The sequence below is a fragment of the Pelagerythrobacter aerophilus genome (assembly GCF_003581645.1).
GTDB classification, from domain to species: Bacteria; Pseudomonadota; Alphaproteobacteria; order Sphingomonadales; family Sphingomonadaceae; genus Pelagerythrobacter; species Pelagerythrobacter aerophilus.
Map to the genome: position 1 here is coordinate 579,145 of NZ_QXFK01000019.1, position 15,094 is coordinate 594,238.

15 protein-coding genes and 1 tRNA gene are annotated in these 15,094 nt (G+C 67.0%); 9 read left to right on the forward strand and 7 right to left on the reverse strand.

All coding sequences use genetic code 11. The annotated features are described in order from the left end of the window. The first annotated feature begins 39 nt into the window (after window positions 1-39). A complete protein-coding gene (locus D2V04_RS16595) occupies window positions 40-1,266 on the forward strand; it encodes an NAD(P)/FAD-dependent oxidoreductase (RefSeq protein WP_119514801.1) in 1,227 nt (408 codons plus the stop codon). Here D2V04_RS16595 and queG read toward each other — a convergent pair. Next, complete coding sequence (queG, locus tag D2V04_RS16600) at window positions 1,250-2,311, reverse strand: tRNA epoxyqueuosine(34) reductase QueG (RefSeq protein ID WP_119514802.1); 1,062 nt, start codon at window positions 2,309-2,311, stop codon at window positions 1,250-1,252. The two genes, D2V04_RS16595 and queG, sit on opposite strands and share 17 nt — an antisense overlap. 44 nt (window positions 2,312-2,355) lie before the next feature. Here queG and D2V04_RS16605 point away from each other — a divergent pair, with 44 nt between their 5' ends. The 3 genes from D2V04_RS16605 (at window position 2,356) to D2V04_RS16615 (ending at window position 6,075) form a co-directional block, all read left to right on the forward strand. Beyond that, window positions 2,356-3,351, forward strand: a complete 996-nt coding sequence (locus D2V04_RS16605; RefSeq protein WP_119514803.1) for an ABC transporter ATP-binding protein — start codon at window positions 2,356-2,358, stop codon at window positions 3,349-3,351. Further along, window positions 3,348-4,580 (forward strand): ABC transporter permease, encoded by a 1,233-nt coding sequence (locus tag D2V04_RS16610; protein ID WP_119514804.1) that lies wholly within the window; start codon window positions 3,348-3,350, stop codon window positions 4,578-4,580. Before D2V04_RS16605 ends, D2V04_RS16610 begins: the two co-directional genes overlap by 4 nt. A gap of 157 nt (window positions 4,581-4,737) precedes the next feature. Then, window positions 4,738-6,075, forward strand: a complete 1,338-nt coding sequence (locus D2V04_RS16615; RefSeq protein ID WP_119514805.1) for a cytochrome P450 — start codon at window positions 4,738-4,740, stop codon at window positions 6,073-6,075. 4 nt (window positions 6,076-6,079) lie between these two features. Here the strand turns inward: D2V04_RS16615 and D2V04_RS16620 are convergent, their stop codons facing one another. The 5 genes from D2V04_RS16620 to D2V04_RS16640 all read right to left on the reverse strand — a co-directional run bounded on the left by D2V04_RS16620 (window position 6,080) and on the right by D2V04_RS16640 (window position 8,369). Then, window positions 6,080-6,712, reverse strand: a complete 633-nt coding sequence (locus tag D2V04_RS16620; protein ID WP_119514806.1) for a PilZ domain-containing protein — start codon at window positions 6,710-6,712, stop codon at window positions 6,080-6,082. A gap of 140 nt (window positions 6,713-6,852) precedes the next feature. Further along, a complete protein-coding gene (locus D2V04_RS16625) occupies window positions 6,853-7,326 on the reverse strand; it encodes a nuclear transport factor 2 family protein (RefSeq protein ID WP_119514807.1) in 474 nt (157 codons plus the stop codon). Window positions 7,327-7,436: 110 nt separating this feature from the next. Next, window positions 7,437-7,521, reverse strand: a tRNA-Leu gene (locus D2V04_RS16630). Between the two features lie 53 nt (window positions 7,522-7,574). Then, window positions 7,575-7,856 carry an integration host factor subunit beta gene (locus D2V04_RS16635; protein WP_119514808.1) on the reverse strand — a complete coding sequence of 94 codons (282 nt, stop codon included), beginning with the start codon at window positions 7,854-7,856 and terminating at the stop codon, window positions 7,575-7,577. Window positions 7,857-8,027: 171 nt separating this feature from the next. Continuing rightward, entirely contained in the window at window positions 8,028-8,369 is a 342-nt protein-coding gene (locus D2V04_RS16640; RefSeq protein WP_119514809.1) for a GntR family transcriptional regulator, read from the reverse strand. A gap of 218 nt (window positions 8,370-8,587) precedes the next feature. On the opposite strand from D2V04_RS16640, the gene D2V04_RS16645 reads away from it, so the two are divergent. The 5 genes from D2V04_RS16645 (at window position 8,588) to D2V04_RS16665 (ending at window position 14,282) form a co-directional block, all read left to right on the forward strand. Beyond that, entirely contained in the window at window positions 8,588-10,201 is a 1,614-nt protein-coding gene (locus tag D2V04_RS16645) for a peptide MFS transporter (RefSeq protein ID WP_119514810.1), read from the forward strand. A gap of 67 nt (window positions 10,202-10,268) precedes the next feature. Continuing rightward, window positions 10,269-11,651 (forward strand): amidohydrolase, encoded by a 1,383-nt coding sequence (locus D2V04_RS16650; protein WP_119514811.1) that lies wholly within the window; start codon window positions 10,269-10,271, stop codon window positions 11,649-11,651. After that, the gene (locus D2V04_RS16655; protein ID WP_119514812.1) at window positions 11,651-13,021 is read left to right on the forward strand and encodes an amidohydrolase family protein; all 1,371 of its coding nucleotides are present in this window, start codon (window positions 11,651-11,653) and stop codon (window positions 13,019-13,021) included. Before D2V04_RS16650 ends, D2V04_RS16655 begins: the two co-directional genes overlap by 1 nt. Further along, a complete protein-coding gene (locus D2V04_RS16660) occupies window positions 13,011-13,550 on the forward strand; it encodes an FKBP-type peptidyl-prolyl cis-trans isomerase (protein WP_119514813.1) in 540 nt (179 codons plus the stop codon). The genes D2V04_RS16655 and D2V04_RS16660 overlap by 11 nt, the downstream gene beginning before the upstream one ends. Window positions 13,551-13,604: 54 nt before the next feature. Then, entirely contained in the window at window positions 13,605-14,282 is a 678-nt protein-coding gene (locus D2V04_RS16665; protein WP_228766498.1) for an NnrU family protein, read from the forward strand. On the opposite strand, the gene D2V04_RS16670 is transcribed toward D2V04_RS16665, so the two are convergent. Further along, window positions 14,262-15,065 carry an alpha/beta hydrolase gene (locus D2V04_RS16670; RefSeq protein ID WP_182849799.1) on the reverse strand — a complete coding sequence of 268 codons (804 nt, stop codon included), beginning with the start codon at window positions 15,063-15,065 and terminating at the stop codon, window positions 14,262-14,264. The genes D2V04_RS16665 and D2V04_RS16670 overlap by 21 nt on opposite strands. Window positions 15,066-15,094: the final 29 nt, after the last annotated feature.

Below are 15,094 nucleotides of genomic sequence, written 5' to 3' on the forward strand. Positions count from 1 at the left end.
GGTTGACCCGGCGGCGTATTTGCCCAAATCCCGCCCGGCATGGAACGCGCTGACATCGTGATCGTCGGCACGGGGCATGGCGGCGCACAGGCCGCCATCGCCCTGCGCCAGAACGGATTCGCCGGCTCGATCGCAATGATCGGGCGCGACAGCGAGCCGCCGTACGAGCGTCCGCCGCTCTCGAAGGAATATCTCGCCGGCGAGAAGCCGTTCGAGCGGATCTGCATCCGCCCGCCGCAATTCTGGGCCGACAAGGACATCGCGCTGCGGCTGCGCACCGCGGTGGTCGCGGTCGATGCGGCGGCGCACGAGATCGTCCTCTCCGACGAAAGCCGGGTCGGCTACGGCCAGCTCATCTGGGCCGCCGGCGGCGATCCGCGGCGGCTCTCCTGCCCGGGTGCGGACCTCGCCGGCGTCCATTCGGTGCGCACCCGCGCCGACGTCGACCGGATGGTGGCGGAGCTCGACGGCGGGGCGCGCCGCGCGGTGGTGGTCGGCGGCGGCTATATCGGACTCGAGGCGGCGGCAGTGCTGCGCAAGCTCGGCTGTGAGGTGACATTGGTCGAAGCGCTGCCGCGCGTGCTTGCGCGCGTGGCCGGCGAGGAGCTCTCGCGCTTCTACGAAGGCGAACACCGCGCGCACGGCGTGGATATCCGCCTGGAGGCGGCGGTCGACCGGATCGAGGGCGACGGCGAACGCGTGACCGGAGTGGGGCTCGGGAGCGGCGAGGTCATTCCTGCCGATCTGGTCGTGGTCGGCATTGGGATCGTGCCGTCGGTCGGGCCGCTGATCGCCGCGGGCGCGGCGGGCGCCAACGGTGTGGACGTGGACGAGTTTTGCCGCACCTCGCTCGACGACATTTACGCCATCGGCGACTGCGCCGCACACGCCAACCCTTATGCCGACGGTGCGGTGATCCGGCTCGAATCGGTCCAGAACGCCAACGATATGGCGACCACCGCGGCGAAGTCGATCTGCGGCAATCCGCAACCCTACAAGGCCGTCCCCTGGTTCTGGTCGAACCAGTACGACCTGCGCCTGCAGACCGTCGGCCTTTCGATCGATCACGACGAGACGGTGCTCCGCGGCGACCCGGCAGAGCGCAAGTTCTCGATCGTCTATCTCAAGGAAGGCCGCGTGATCGCGCTCGACTGCGTCAACGCGACCAAGGACTACGCGCAGGGCCGCAAGCTGGTCGAGGCGGGCACCAAGCCGGAGCGCGAGGCGCTGGCCGATCCGGAGATCTCGCTCAAGGCGCTGGTCTGAGTTCCGCAAGCGCCCATTCGGCGGCTTCCGAAACCACCGGATCGGGATCGCCGGTCAGCCCCGCGACCTGATCGATCAGTCCCGCGTCCCCGCTATTGCCCGCGGCGATCAGGCAGTTCCGCACGAACCGGTCGCGTCCGATGCGCTTGATGGGGGAACCCGAGAAGAACTGGCGGAACCCGGCATCGTCGAGCGCGAGCAGCTCGGAAAGCCGAGGCGCGGTCAATTCGGCGCGCGGCAGAAACGCGCGGTTACGCGCAGCCGCATCGGCGAATTTGTTCCACGGACAGACCGCGAGGCAGTCGTCGCAGCCGTAGATGCGGTTGCCGATCCCCTTGCGGAACTCGTGCGGGATCGGTCCCTTGTGCTCGATCGTGAGATAGGAAATGCAGCGGCGCGCATCGAGGCGGTAGGGTTCGGGAAAGGCGTCGGTCGGGCAGGCGTCCTGGCAGGCGCTGCACGATCCGCAGCGGTCGGCGTGCGGCGCGTCGGGCGCTAGTTCCACGGTGGTGTAGATCGCGGCGAGGAACAGCCAGTTGCCGTGCCCGCGGCTGACGAGATTGGTATGCTTGCCCTGCCAGCCGAGCCCGGCCATCTGTCCGAGCGGCTTTTCCATCACTGGCGCGGTATCGACGAAGACCTTGAGTTCGGCCCTCGGCGCCCGCGCCACCAGCCAGCGCGCGAGCGCCTTGGCCGCCTTCTTCACGGTGTCGTGATAGTCGCGCCCCTGCGCATAGACGGAGATCCGCGCGCGGTCATGCGCCTCCGCCAGCGCCAGCGGGTCGCCTTCCGGTGCGTAGCTCATGCCGAGCGCGATCACGCTCTTCGCCTCGGGCCACATCGACTGCGGCCCCTGCCGCACCTCCGCGCGGTCCTCCATCCAGCCCATCGAGCCGTGATGCCCGGCCGCGATCCACTCGGAGAGCCGCTGCGCGCGCAGTGGATCGTCCGCGGCCGGCGCAATACCGACCGCAACGAACCCCAGCCGCCGGGCTTCGGCGATCAGATCCTCGCGCAACGGGTCGTTTTCTCGCGCGTCGGCCACGCTTGGGCTTGCTCCTATGCCTGCCCGGACGCTACCTGCCGGACATGGACACCGCGCTAGGCGATCCGCTCACCGCGAGCAACGATACCGCAAGCGCCGGCCGGGCCCCGGCGATCGAGGCCCGCGGCCTGGTCAAGCGATTCGAGGGTACCACCGCGGTCGACGGGATCGACCTGACCGTACTCGAAGGCGCGATATACGGCATTCTCGGCCCCAACGGCGCGGGCAAGACGACCACGCTGCGCATGCTGCTGGGAATCATCGACCCCGACGAGGGCGTGCGCCGCGTGCTCGGCCGCGACGATCCGCACGACATCGCGCGGCTGATCGGCTACCTGCCCGAAGAGCGCGGGCTCTATCCGGCGATGAAGGCGGTCGAGGCGATCGCCTTCATGGGCGCGCTGCGCGGCGTGCCGCTCGCCGAAGGGCGCCGCCGCGGACGCGAGCTGCTCGAAGGCCACGGCCTCGGCCATGCGGCCGACAAGCAGATCCGCCAGCTTTCCAAGGGCATGGCGCAGACCGTCCAGCTCCTCGGAACGCTGGTCCACCGCCCGCGGCTGGTGGTCCTCGACGAGCCGTTCTCCGGCCTCGACGCGATCAATCAGGGCAAGCTCGAGGGGCTGATCCGCAACCTCGCAGCCGATGGGACGACGGTGATCTTCTCCACCCACGTGATCGCCCATGCCGAGCGATTGTGCGAGCAGGTGGCGATCATCGCCGGAGGCAAGGTCCCCTATGCCGGTTCGGTCGACGCGGCGCGCGACCGCATCCCGGCGCAGGTTCGCCTGGAGACCCGCGCCCACGAGGGTCGCTGGCGCCACGCGCTCCCCGCCGATGCTCGGCGCGAGGGCGACTATTGGTACTTCCCCCTTCCCGAAACGGGCATCGAGCCGCTGCTGCGCGCGCTGATCGAAGGCGAGGCGGGCATCCTCTCGCTCTCGATCGAGCGCGCCGGGCTCCACGACGCCTTCGTCGACATCGCCGGCGAGGCCGCGGCGCGCGCGCTCGACGAGCAAAGCCCGGCGGAGGCCGTGCAATGACCCCGGCCGATACACGGGCGAAGGCCCGTCTCCCGCTGACCCGCGCGGCGTTCGTGATCGCACGACGCGATTTCACCGCGATCCTGTTCAGCAAGTCGTTCCTGTTTTTCCTGCTCGGCCCGCTGTTCTTCCTCGGGATCGGCGGCGTCGCCAGCCTGCTGAGTTCGCAGGCAATCCGCAGCGCCGACAACCCGCGGCTGGCGGTGGCAATGGCCCCCACCGACTCGGCCGCCTTTGCCTCAGCGCACACACGCCTCGCCGATCTCGTCGACCTGCCCGATATCGAGACGGTCGAGCCCGGCACGGTAGACGACGTCGGCGCACTGCTCGGAGATACCGAGCAGAACTTTGGCGCGGTCCTGAGCGGCACGCTGGCTGCCCCGCGCCTGAGCGGAACACAGGACCGCATCGAACGCTGGCGTGGGCCGGTCGCACTGGTCGCCGCCGAAGCCGGGTCGGCGGGTGCAGCCGACTACCCGCAAGTCTCGCTCATGCCGACGGCGACGAGCGTGGCGCAGGAACGCAGCGCCAACGCCGCGACCGCCACGGCCGCGGTGACGCTGCTGTTCCTTCTCTCGATGCTGCTGGCGGGCATGGTCATGTCCAACCTCGTCGAGGAGAAGGCCAACAAGATCATCGAGATCCTCGCCGCCGCCGTACCGATGGACGCGGTCTTCTTCGGCAAGCTGTTCGCGATGCTCGCGCTCAGCTTCGTCGGCATCGCGGTGTGGGGCGGCGTCGGCGGCACGATCGCACTCGCCGGCAACCTGCTGGAGCAGATGCCCGCGCCGGCGATCGGCTGGCCGGCCTTCGCCGTGCTGTTCCTCGTCTACTTCGCGATGGCCTATCTGCTGATCGGCTCGATCTTCCTCGCGATCGGCTCGATGGCGCCGACCGTGCGCGACGTGCAGACCCTGTCGATGCCGGCAACGATCCTCCAGCTCCTGGTCTTCTTCCTCGCCAGCTACGCGATGACCGACCCGGGATCGCCGGTAGAGCTGTTTGCGATCGCCTTCCCGCTCAGTTCACCCTACGCGATGATTGCGCGCGCCGCGCAGGAGCCGGCACTATGGCCCCATGCGCTCGCAATCGTCTGGCAGATCGCAGCGGTAGCATTGTTCGTACGTCTGGGCGCGCGGCTGTTCCGCAAGCGGGTGATGAAGTCAGGTCCGGCGCAGACGAACAAACGGCGTTTCTGGCAGCGCGGGGCCAAGCCTGCAGCTAGTTAGGTTCGGGCGGCTATCGCCCACCTTGTGGGTCGGACCAAACGGCCTGCCGCGGCAATAAGTCGCAAATCGCAACGCACTATTGACATAGCGGTAAGCAAGGGCAGGATGGTCCCTCGCCACGCGCTGCGAAAAGACGTGCGGGCGGAGGAGAGAGCCCATGGCAACGCAGATCGCCCAACCGCCTGCAACCTACCGCACTTCGCCCGTTGCGGTCGACGCGCTGCGCGCGCACCTGGCCGAACATCCTGAAGAGAAGTGGACTCATACCCACCCTTACGACGTCAGCCGCAGCGACATCTACTACGAGGACCGGTGGCAGCCGATCTTCGCCGAGATGCGCGCCAAGGGGCCGCTGCACTGGGTCGACGAAAGTCCGGTCGGACCATACTGGAACGTCGTCAGCCACAAGGCAATCGGCCACGTCGAGGCACTGCCCGAGCTGTTCTCCTCCAGTTGGGAACACGGCGGCATCACCATTCTCAACAAGCTCGACGAGGAGCAACTGGCAGAGCAGGGCCGCGAGCGGTTCGAGCTGCCGATGTTCATCGCGATGGACCGGCCCAAGCATACCGGCCAGCGCCGCACCGTCGCGCCGGCGTTCACTCCAGCCGAGATGAAGCGGCTGGACGACGACATCCGCCACCGCACCGGCGAACTGCTCGATTCGCTGCCGCGCGGCGAAGTGTTCGACTGGGTCGACAAAGTCTCGATCGAGCTGACCACCGGAATGCTCGCGATCCTGTTCGGCTTTCCGTGGGAGGACCGCCGTCTGCTGACCTTCTGGTCCGACTGGGCGGGCGACACCGAGATCGCGATGGTGCGCGATCTCGATGAGATGCGGCACGAGATCCTGCGCGAGATGGCGGCCTATTTCCAGCAGCTCTGGGCCGAACGCGCGAACAAGGAGCCGGGGCCCGACCTGATCTCCATGATGATCCACTCGCCGGCGATGAATCAGATGAGCCCGCAGGAATTCATGGGCAACCTGGTGCTGCTGATCGTCGGCGGCAACGACACGACCCGCAATACGATGAGCGGGATCATCCATGGCTTCGACAAGTTTCCCGACCAGCGAAAGCTGTTCGAAGAGAACCCCGACCTGATCCCCAACGCGGTCCAGGAATGCATCCGCTATCAGACGCCGCTGGCGCACATGCGCCGCACCTGTACCGAGGATACCGAGCTGTTCGGAGAGCAGGTGAAGGCGGGCGACAAGCTGGTGCTGTGGTACCTGTCGGGCAACCGCGACGAGGAAGTGTTCGCAAATCCCGACAAGCTCGACATCACGCGCGAGAACGCGCGGCGGCACCTCGCGTTTGGCTATGGCATCCACCGCTGTGTCGGCGCGCGCCTGGCCGAGCTGCAACTGCGCGTGTTGCTGGAGGAGATGCACAAGCGGCGGCTGCGGGTGCATGTCGCCGGCGATGTCGAGCGGGTGCGCGCGAACTTCGTCCACGGCTTCCGCAAGCTCGAGGTGGAAGTGACGACGTTCTAGGCGCTCAGCCTTGCGGTTGCTCGACCAGCAGGCGCGGGCATTGCAGTCGCGCCGCGAGCAGCGCGAATTCGCGCAAATTGAAGGTGGTGTCGAACGTCAGGCCGTAGCGGTTGCCGTCGCGCCAGCGGACCTTGGCCTCGATCTCGGGCAGCCGGTCCGACATCAGCCACAGCGGCTGGCGGATCGCAAGAAACTGCGCGCATTCGATTCGCGCGCCATGCTGAGACAGATTGACGAGATCGGCCTCGATCCGCTCGCCGCTCCACTGGAGGTCGAGCGGCAGGTCGAGGTCGAGTCGCAAGGGGCGCTTGGGATATTCGCCGGTTTCCGAGATCACGTCGCCGACCTCGACCGGAGTCGCGAAGCGGTAGCCTGAATCGAGCCCACGGCTCCACACGCGCTCGATCGGGAGCCGGTCGCCCGTCTGGAGCTCGAGCAGCAGCGGGTCTCCATCGGGAAGCGGGTGGAAACCGCGCAAGCTGATGCCGGTCGCCGAAACGTCGCGGATCACGCACAGGAACTGGCCCTGGGGCGCGATGAGCTTGGCAGAGCGGATGAGCAGCGTGAAACGCGGCGCGGCGCGCGCCTCGGCCAGCGGGCCATCGTTCATCGCAGTGTCGCCTGCCGACTGTTCCATGGTTGCCTTTCGAGAGCAGGGGCCACGCGAACCGCTGCCTCTGCCGACTGACAGGCCTTTATCGTTAAATGGTTACCGCCTGCCTAAGGGTAAAGACGGGGCTAACGAGCGAAGGAGAGAGCACCGGGGCCCGATCGCCCTCAACGGACGCTTCGCAGCAGCGCCAGCGCCTCGTCCGACCCGTCGAGCACGCGGTTGCGGCGCTCGACGATGCGCCAACCCTCGCCGGTGCGGCAAAGCAGCCAGCGGTTGATCGAGGCACGCCAGAGCGAGAAGCCGGCTCCGGCGTTCTCCGCCACGAACGAATAACCGACGGCCTCGGCGCGGTCGCCGTTCAGCACGACCTTCGGCAGGGCCGTATGGTGCATCGATCCGCGCGCGACCAACTCCCGGTGTCGGTCCATGCGGTAGAGCGAAGCGATCGCCGGCCGGCCCTCCATCGCGCCAACGCCGCCGGGTTCGTAGATCCCGTCCTCGGTCCACAGCTCCGCCGCCTCTTCCGCGCAGCCGCTGTCAACCAGCGGGCCGTAGGTCGCAAGCAGACGAAGGATGGCAAGCTCGTCTTCCACCGCGCGCAAGCGGGCGTCGAGGGCATTCAGGCGGTCATCGGTCATGCGGCGGCTCTCCCCTGCTGCGCGTGCTGGCGAGCATCGCGGGCGAGGAGGAGAACGTAACTCACCAAATGGTGGTATGCGCCTGCCGCAGAGCGAGGCGGCGGATGATCTGGTGCGGGCGGCGGGACTCGAACCCGCACGAGCAAAGCTCAGGGGATTTTAAGTCCCCGGCGTCTACCATTCCGCCACGCCCGCGCACCGCGGCCCTTCGGCCGCCGCTCGTTAGATCGGCCCCGGCGCGCGGGGCGTCAATCGGTGTTGAGACGCTCGCGCATTTCCTTGCCGGGCTTGAAGTACGGAACCCGCTTGGCGGGCACGTCGACCGGGGCGCCGGTGCGCGGGTTGCGCCCGGTCCGGGCCTGCCGCTCGCGGGTGGAGAAGGCGCCGAAACCACGCAGCTCGACCCGTCCGCCCTCGGCCAGGCGCGCGGCGATTTCTTCGAAGAAGATGTCGACCACCTGCTCGACTTCCTCCGCACGTAACTCGGGATTGTCCTTGGCCAGAGCCTGCAGCAGTTCGGATCGTATCATTCCTACCCTCCCGGCACATGGCCCGGCTAACCCTAAGGGCGTGCAAGGCCCTGATTTGCAACGCCGCCATTGCGGCAGCCTAGTGCGACCCTGGGAAATTTCCAATGCCAGATGTGCGCCGTTCGCGCAATCGCGACGCGAAACAGTGCGATGCATCGGTGCTGCGCCGCATCAGCTATGCGCAAGCAGTTCCGTGGGATCGATGCCGAGCCGCTTCATGCGCACCTTGAGTTCGGGCCACTCCCGGGCGAGGAACTGCTCGCGCTCGCTGCGTCGCAGCTTTTCCGCCGCACCGCGAACGACATACATGCCGACCCCGCGCTGCACCTCGACGAGGCCGTCGGCCTGGAACTGCTGGTAGGCCTTGGCGACGGTCAGCGGATTGGCGCCCTGCTCCGCCGCGAACGCGCGAACCGACGGCAGCATTTCCCCTTCGGCATAGACGCCCTCGATGATCGCCGCGGCAATCTGATCGCGCAGCTTGAGATAGACGGGGCGGCTCTGCTGGGTCATTCGTAGTCGGTCCTCGCGCGGAGTGGCGCAGCTCAAGGTGCATCAGTGACATAATACAGCGCGGCGCGCAAGGTTCCCGCCGCGAGGCTGCCGTGGCGTAAAATCCCGGTTTCGCTTGCAACTAATACTTCACATGACAAAATCACACGTTAGGGTGCGCCGGCTAGGGGCCGCAGAGCTCGGCTACGGTTCATCCGACAAGGGAGACGCATTCTACGATGGCCACCCAATCCATGCCGCACGGGGATTCTGCAGGCACGATCCTCGGCCATCCGAAAGGGCTGTTCGTCCTTTTCTTCGCCGAGATGTGGGAGCGTTTCTCCTATTACGGCATGCGCGCCCTGCTGATTTTCTATCTGGTTCAGCATTGGGTGTTCTCGGACTCCCAAGCGTCAATCATCTACGGGGCCTACACCGCGCTCGTTTATATCGCGCCGGTCGTAGGCGGCTATCTGGCCGACCGTTATCTGGGGCAGCGCAAGGCCGTCCTCTTCGGCGCCGTTCTGCTGACGCTGGGCCACTTCTTCATGGCATTCGAGGGCGAGGGCGGGCAATCGAGCGTTATCATTAATGTCTTCTGGCTTGCACTTGCGCTGATCATCGTCGGCTCTGGCTTTCTTAAGGCCAACATCTCGGTCATGGTCGGACAGCTCTATCCGCGCACCGACATCCGCCGGGACCCGGCCTATACGATCTTCTACATGGGGATTAACCTGGGCGCCGCGCTCGGCTCGCTGATATGCGGGTATCTGGGGATGCATCCTGACTACGGTTGGTCCTACGGCTTCGGGGCAGCAGGTGTCGGCATGCTGCTTGGCCTGGTCGTGTTCATCTGGGGCAAGCCGCTCTTGCTCGGACGTGGTGAGCCGAAAGAGCCCGCCAAGCTGAAAGAGCGCCGAGCGGGCCTCAATCTCGAGTCTTGGACCTATATCGCGGGTCTGGGCATGGTCGCCCTGTGCTGGCTCGCGATCCAGTACCAGGAGCTAGTCGGCTGGGTGCTGGCCTTCTTCGGGTTGGGTCTGGTGGCCTATGTGATCTGGATTGCAGTGACCCGGCTTTCGTCCGACGATCGCGATCGCATCTTTGCGGCGCTGTTCCTGATCTTCGTTTCGATCGTTTTCTGGGCGCTGTTCGAGCAGGCCGGATCGTCGCTGAACCTTTTCACCGATCGCCATGTCGATCGTGGCTTCTTCGGTCTGGAACCGACGGCCGCGCAGTTTCAATCGCTCAACGCGATCTATATCGTGCTCCTCGCGCCAGTGTTCGCCATCATCTGGACCTGGTTGGGCCGCCGCGGTTGGGAACCGTCGACCCCATTGAAGTTCGGCCTCGGCGTGGTTCAGGTCGGCCTGGGCTTCCTTGTTCTCGTCTGGGGCGCCGAAGCGGTCGGCGTCGAGAACGCCACGCCGGTCATCTTCATCTTCCTGATCTACCTGCTGCATACGACCGGCGAACTGTGCCTTTCGCCCGTAGGGCTGAGCGCGATGAACCGCCTGAGCCCGGCTCATATGGCCTCGCTCATCATGGGAACCTGGTTCTTTGCATCTGCCACCGGCAACTTCGCCGCGGGTCTGATCGCATCGGCAACGGGTGGCGAAAACGTGGGCGAGGAAGCGGGCCGCGAGGTTGTGCTGGGCGTCTATGAGACAGTCGGTCTCTACGCCATCGGGATAGGCGTCCTCGTCATCCTCGTGAGCCCACTGGTCAAAAAGCTGATGCACCTCGACAGGCTGCGCGACGAGGACGTGGGCGACGATCTGGAAGGCCAGGCCGGGGCAGGGATCGAGGCGCAGGAAGCCGGCATTCACCCTACGACCCGTCCGAAGGGCTGATCCTACCAAACAACAAGGGCGCGGCACGAGCCGCGCCCTTTCTTCATCCAGTTCTGGGGGCATCCGAATGAGAGCAGCCATCCGCGTCCTTCTCGCCGCGACCGCCACGGCGGCGCTGGCCGCGTGCGCAACCGCCGAGGGTTCCGGCGATTCCACGCAATCCGCCAGCGCCTACGACTATCCCGACACGCCCTATCCCTCGACCTACCGGCCCTACCCGGGCGCGCCGACGGCGCTGGTCGGTGCGACGGTCTATGACGGAGCCGGCGGGCGGATCGACAATGGGACGGTGCTGTTCGCCGACGGCAAAGTGGTCGGCATAGGCGGCGCGGACCTTGCGATCCCGGCGGGCTACACGCGGGTCGACGGAACCGGCAAGTTCGTCACCCCCGGGGTGATCGACATCCATAGCCACCTGGGCGACTACCCGACCCCGTCGGTCGACGCCCACTCGGACGGCAACGAAGCGACCGACCCGACGACGCCGGAAGTCTGGGCCGAACACTCGGTCTGGCCGCAGGACCCGGGCTTTACCCGCGCGCTGGCCAACGGCGGCGTCACCTCGCTGCAGATCCTGCCCGGTTCCGCCAACCTGATGGGCGGCCGCTCGGTCACGCTCAAGAATGTGCCGAGCCGCACTGTGCAGGGCATGAAGTTCCCCGGCGCGCCCTACGGCCTCAAGATGGCGTGCGGCGAGAACCCCAAGCGCGTCTACGGCGGCAAGGGCCGCATGCCCTCCACCCGCATGGGCAACTTCGCGGTCAACCGGCAGACCTGGATCGACGCGCGCGAGTATGCCGAGGGCGATAGAGACAAGCGCGATCTCGCCAAGGAAACGCTCGCCGGCGTGCTCGATGGGGAAATCCTGGTCCACAACCACTGCTACCGCGCAGACGAAATGGCGCTGGTCATGGATATGGCCAAGGAGATGGGTTACCGCGTCGCGGCCTTCCACCATGCGGTCGAGGCTTACAAGATCGGCGACCTGCTGCGCGAGAACGACGTGTGCAGCGCGATCTGGTCCGACTGGTACGGCTTCAAGATGGAAGCCTACGACGGGATCCCGGAAAATGCCGCGCTGCTCTATCAGGCGGGCGCCTGCGTGGTGATCCACTCCGATAGCGAAAACGGCATCCAGCGCCTCAACCAGGACGCGGCCAAGGCGCAGGCGGCCGGTGCGCGTATGGGGATCGAGATTCCCGATGCGGAGGTGGTCGGCTGGTTCACGCTCAACGCCGCCAAGGCAATGGGGATCGACGACGTAACCGGCAGCCTCGCGGCCGGCAAGATGGCCGACGTGGTGCTCTGGAACGGCGATCCGTTGTCGGTCTATTCGCGGCCCGAGAAGGTCTGGATCGACGGGGCGCTGATGTTTGACGCGAACGACCCGCAGCGCCGGCCGGTAAGTGACTTCGAACTCGGGCAGCCCGGTGAAGGAGACGTGAAATGATGGGGCGCATGCTTCTCGCTGCCACCGCCGTTCTGGCGCTCTCGTCGCCTGCGACGGCGCAGGATTTCGCCATTACCAATGCCACCGTCGCGACCGGCGACGGCAGCGCGCCGATCGAGAATGCCACTGTTGTGGTCCGCGGCGGCAAGGTGGTGGCCGCCGGCGCGAACGTGCAGGTGCCCGCGGGCGTGCCGGTTTCCGACGGGAGAGGGACCTGGGTTACCCCCGGCATCTTCGCAACGGTGACCGATCTGGGCCTGTGGGACGTCGGCGCGGTGGGCGAGAGCAACGATACCACTGCCCGCAACTCGCCGTTCAGCGCGGCGCTCGATGCCGCACCGGCGGTCAATCCGCGTTCGCAGCACGTGCTGATCAGCCGCGCGGGCGGGATCACCCGCGCCGCAATCGCACCCTCGGCGGCCAGCTCGATCTTCGCCGGGCAGGGATCGATGATCGATCTCGGCAGCGATCCGCAAGCCGTTCGCCGGCCGCGCGCGTTCCAGTTCGTCGAGCTCGGCGAAGCGGGCGCGCGCCTCGCCGGTGGCAGCCGAACCGCGGCGCATACGTTGCTCCGCAATGCACTGCGGGAAGCCTCGCGTTTCGGTGAGGAATCCGGCCTTGTCGGCGGCCCGAACCGCCCTGCGGAAGTGACCACCGGGGACGACATCCCAGTCGACCCGCGTCTGGTCGAAAGCGATGCGGAGCGCGCGACGGACGTGCTGCTGACCCGCTTCGACGCCGCCGCGCTGGTGCCGGTGGTGGCCGGTCGTCAGCCGCTCTACGTTCATGTCGAGCGCGCTGCCGACATCCGCTCGGTCCTGGCGCTGCGGCAGGAATTTCCGCGGCTCAACCTCGTCATCGTCGGCGCCGGCGAAGGCTGGATGGTGGCAGACGAAATCGCGGCTGCCGGCGTTCCGGTGATCGCCGATGCGCTGACCGACCTGCCCGCGCGGTTCGAGCAGCTCGCCTCCACCCAGAGCAATATCGGGCGCATGCAGGATGCCGGGGTGAAAGTGGCGATCAACGCCGCTGCGATGGAGCAGCCGCGTTACCTGCCGCAGTTCGCAGGCAATCTCGTCGCACTCGCCTCCGTGCCCCGCGCCGCCGGGCTGAGCTGGGGCGAAGCACTGGCGAGCATCACCTCGATTCCCGCGGAGATCAGCGGTTTCGGCGGTCAGCTCGGCGTGCTGAAGCCCGGCGCGATCGGCGACGTGGTGGTGTGGGACGGCGATCCGCTCGAAGTCTCCTCGACCCCGGTGCGGGTCTATGTCGACGGCGTCGAGCAGCCGCTCGAGAACCACCAGACCGGCCTGCGCGACCGCTACCGCGATCTGGACGAGAGCGAGCTGCCGAAGGCCTATGACTGGTAAGGTCCCGCCGCGCCCGGCGGGCGCTTCCGCCACGCTGGGCGCGCTCGGTGCAGCGGCGCTGGCCATCGCGACCTGTGCGCTCGTTCCCGCGCTGGCGCAGGACGCGGCGCCGGATCGTTCACAGGACGCCGCCTGGCACAACGAACAACAGGCTGCGCTCGCCCGCCTCAAACCCGAGGACGGGTGGCGCACCCTGCCCGGTGGCCTGCGCATCCGACGCGTGTCGGGCGATGGCACCGGCCCGCATCCGACGGTCGAGGACACGGTGACCGTGCACTATGCCGGCACACTGACCGACGGGACGACCTTCGACAGCTCGTGGGACCGCGGCGAGCCGGCGACATTCCCGCTCGGCAAGCTGATCCCGGCGTGGAAGCTGGCGATCCCGCAGATGGGCGTGGGCGACTCGATCGAGATCGCCGCACCGGCCGATCTCGCCTATGGCCCCAAGGGTAAAGGCCCGATCCCCGGCAATGCGACGCTGCTGTTCAAGATCGAGCTGCTTGCGATTGGCGGCGAAACGGACTGATTGCACGATAAGTTTTAATTTGCTACTGAAATGACGTTTCGGGGGAGAAATGTCGTGAATGAAGCTCTTCTGTCGCTTGGCGCCGCCGCAATCGCTTTCGTGGGCACGCATTTCGCGCTGTCCCATCCCTTGCGTGCGCCGCTGGTGCGCGCGGTGGGGGCGGGGCCGTTCCTCGGTCTCTATTCGCTGGTGGCGCTGGCGACCTTCGCCTGGATGGCCCTGGCCTTCCGCGCCGCACCGCCGGCCGACCTCGGCGGATCGGGGCAGATCGGCTGGATCTTCGCCACTGTGCTCACGCTCCCCGCGCTCGTGCTGTTCCTCGGCTCGCTGCGGAAAAACCCGGCGCTGCCAGACCCGAGAGCGGAGGCGATGGCGAGCCGGGAGGCCGGCGGCGTGTTCGCCGTCACGCGCCATCCGATGATGTGGGGCTTCGCGCTCTGGGCCATCTCGCACATCACGCTGTGGTGGAGCGTGCGCACGCTGATCGTCGCGGGCGCCGTACTGTTCCTCGCCCTCGTCGGCGCGCACATGCAGGACCGCAAGAAGCGCGTACTGATGGGTGAGGCCTGGAGCGTGTGGGAAGCGCGGACGACCTACTGGCCCCGCTGGACGGCGCTCCCGCGCGCCGGTTGGCTGCTATGGCTCGTCGCGCTGGCGCTGTGGCTGGTGATCACCTGGTCGCATATCCACGCGGCGGGCGTCCCCGCCGGCTTATGGCTCTGGATCGGCTAGAGCGCCGGGAATCTCGTCCAGAAAGCGGAGCATTCTTGTTTCGGCCACGTCGTGCCAGGCGAGATCATGACCGTAACCGGCAAAGATCGCGAGTTCGATCGACGGCTCCGCCTCAGCCAGCGCGAACGCGTGGGACGCGGGAATAAGCGAATCCGCATCTCCGTGAAGCACCAGGATCGGCGCATCCACTGCCGCGATCTTGCCGATGTTCTCAAACCGATCATGAAGCAGGACGTCCGTCGGTAGCCAGCGGAACCTCTCGCCCACCAATCGCGAAAGGCTAGCGAAAGGGGATATCAGCACCAGTGCGCGGGGGCGGATCTCCTTCGCCATCTGAGTCGCCACACCCGAACCGATCGAGTTGCCGACCAGGACAATGTCGGCCGGCTCCACCTCGCGCCGTTCGAGAAAGGCGATCGCAGCACGGCCATCGGCGTAAAGCCCGTGCTCGCTCGGTCGTCCGGGATTGCCGCAGTAGCCGCGATACTCGGCGGCGAGTACGCCGTAGCCCTCCGGTACCATGCGATCGGTCGCGACCACGCTCGACGGCCACGCGGCGCCGTTGCCGTGGAAGTAGACGATGGTCGGATAGCCAGCGCGCGCGGGCTTGTATCCGGCGTGAAGCGTCAGGCCGTCGGCGGTATCATAGGCGACACGCTTGAAGCTCGCAGGCGCTATTCCGGGGTCGCGCGGCGCCGGATAGATGAAGCTGCGCTGCGCGAGGAACAGCCCGGTCGCCAGAAGGACATAGAGGCCGGCAATGAGCGCCAGGACAATCAGCACGCGGCGCCGAACCTTCCCTGGCACGGCTC

Coding starts and splice junctions, on each gene's coding strand:
- D2V04_RS16650 (WP_119514811.1), top strand. CDS start 10,269: ATGAGAGCAGCCATCCGCGTCCTTCTCGCCGCGACCGCCACGGCGGCG.
- D2V04_RS16625 (WP_119514807.1), bottom strand. CDS start 7,326: ATGACCGATGACCGCCTGAATGCCCTCGACGCCCGCTTGCGCGCGGTG.
- D2V04_RS16660 (WP_119514813.1), top strand. CDS start 13,011: ATGACTGGTAAGGTCCCGCCGCGCCCGGCGGGCGCTTCCGCCACGCTG.
- D2V04_RS16640 (WP_119514809.1), bottom strand. CDS start 8,369: ATGACCCAGCAGAGCCGCCCCGTCTATCTCAAGCTGCGCGATCAGATT.
- D2V04_RS16595 (WP_119514801.1), top strand. CDS start 40: ATGGAACGCGCTGACATCGTGATCGTCGGCACGGGGCATGGCGGCGCA.
- D2V04_RS16605 (WP_119514803.1), top strand. CDS start 2,356: ATGGACACCGCGCTAGGCGATCCGCTCACCGCGAGCAACGATACCGCA.
- D2V04_RS16620 (WP_119514806.1), bottom strand. CDS start 6,712: ATGGAACAGTCGGCAGGCGACACTGCGATGAACGATGGCCCGCTGGCC.
- D2V04_RS16645 (WP_119514810.1), top strand. CDS start 8,588: ATGGCCACCCAATCCATGCCGCACGGGGATTCTGCAGGCACGATCCTC.
- D2V04_RS16655 (WP_119514812.1), top strand. CDS start 11,651: ATGGGGCGCATGCTTCTCGCTGCCACCGCCGTTCTGGCGCTCTCGTCG.
- D2V04_RS16635 (WP_119514808.1), bottom strand. CDS start 7,856: ATGATACGATCCGAACTGCTGCAGGCTCTGGCCAAGGACAATCCCGAG.
- D2V04_RS16610 (WP_119514804.1), top strand. CDS start 3,348: ATGACCCCGGCCGATACACGGGCGAAGGCCCGTCTCCCGCTGACCCGC.
- D2V04_RS16615 (WP_119514805.1), top strand. CDS start 4,738: ATGGCAACGCAGATCGCCCAACCGCCTGCAACCTACCGCACTTCGCCC.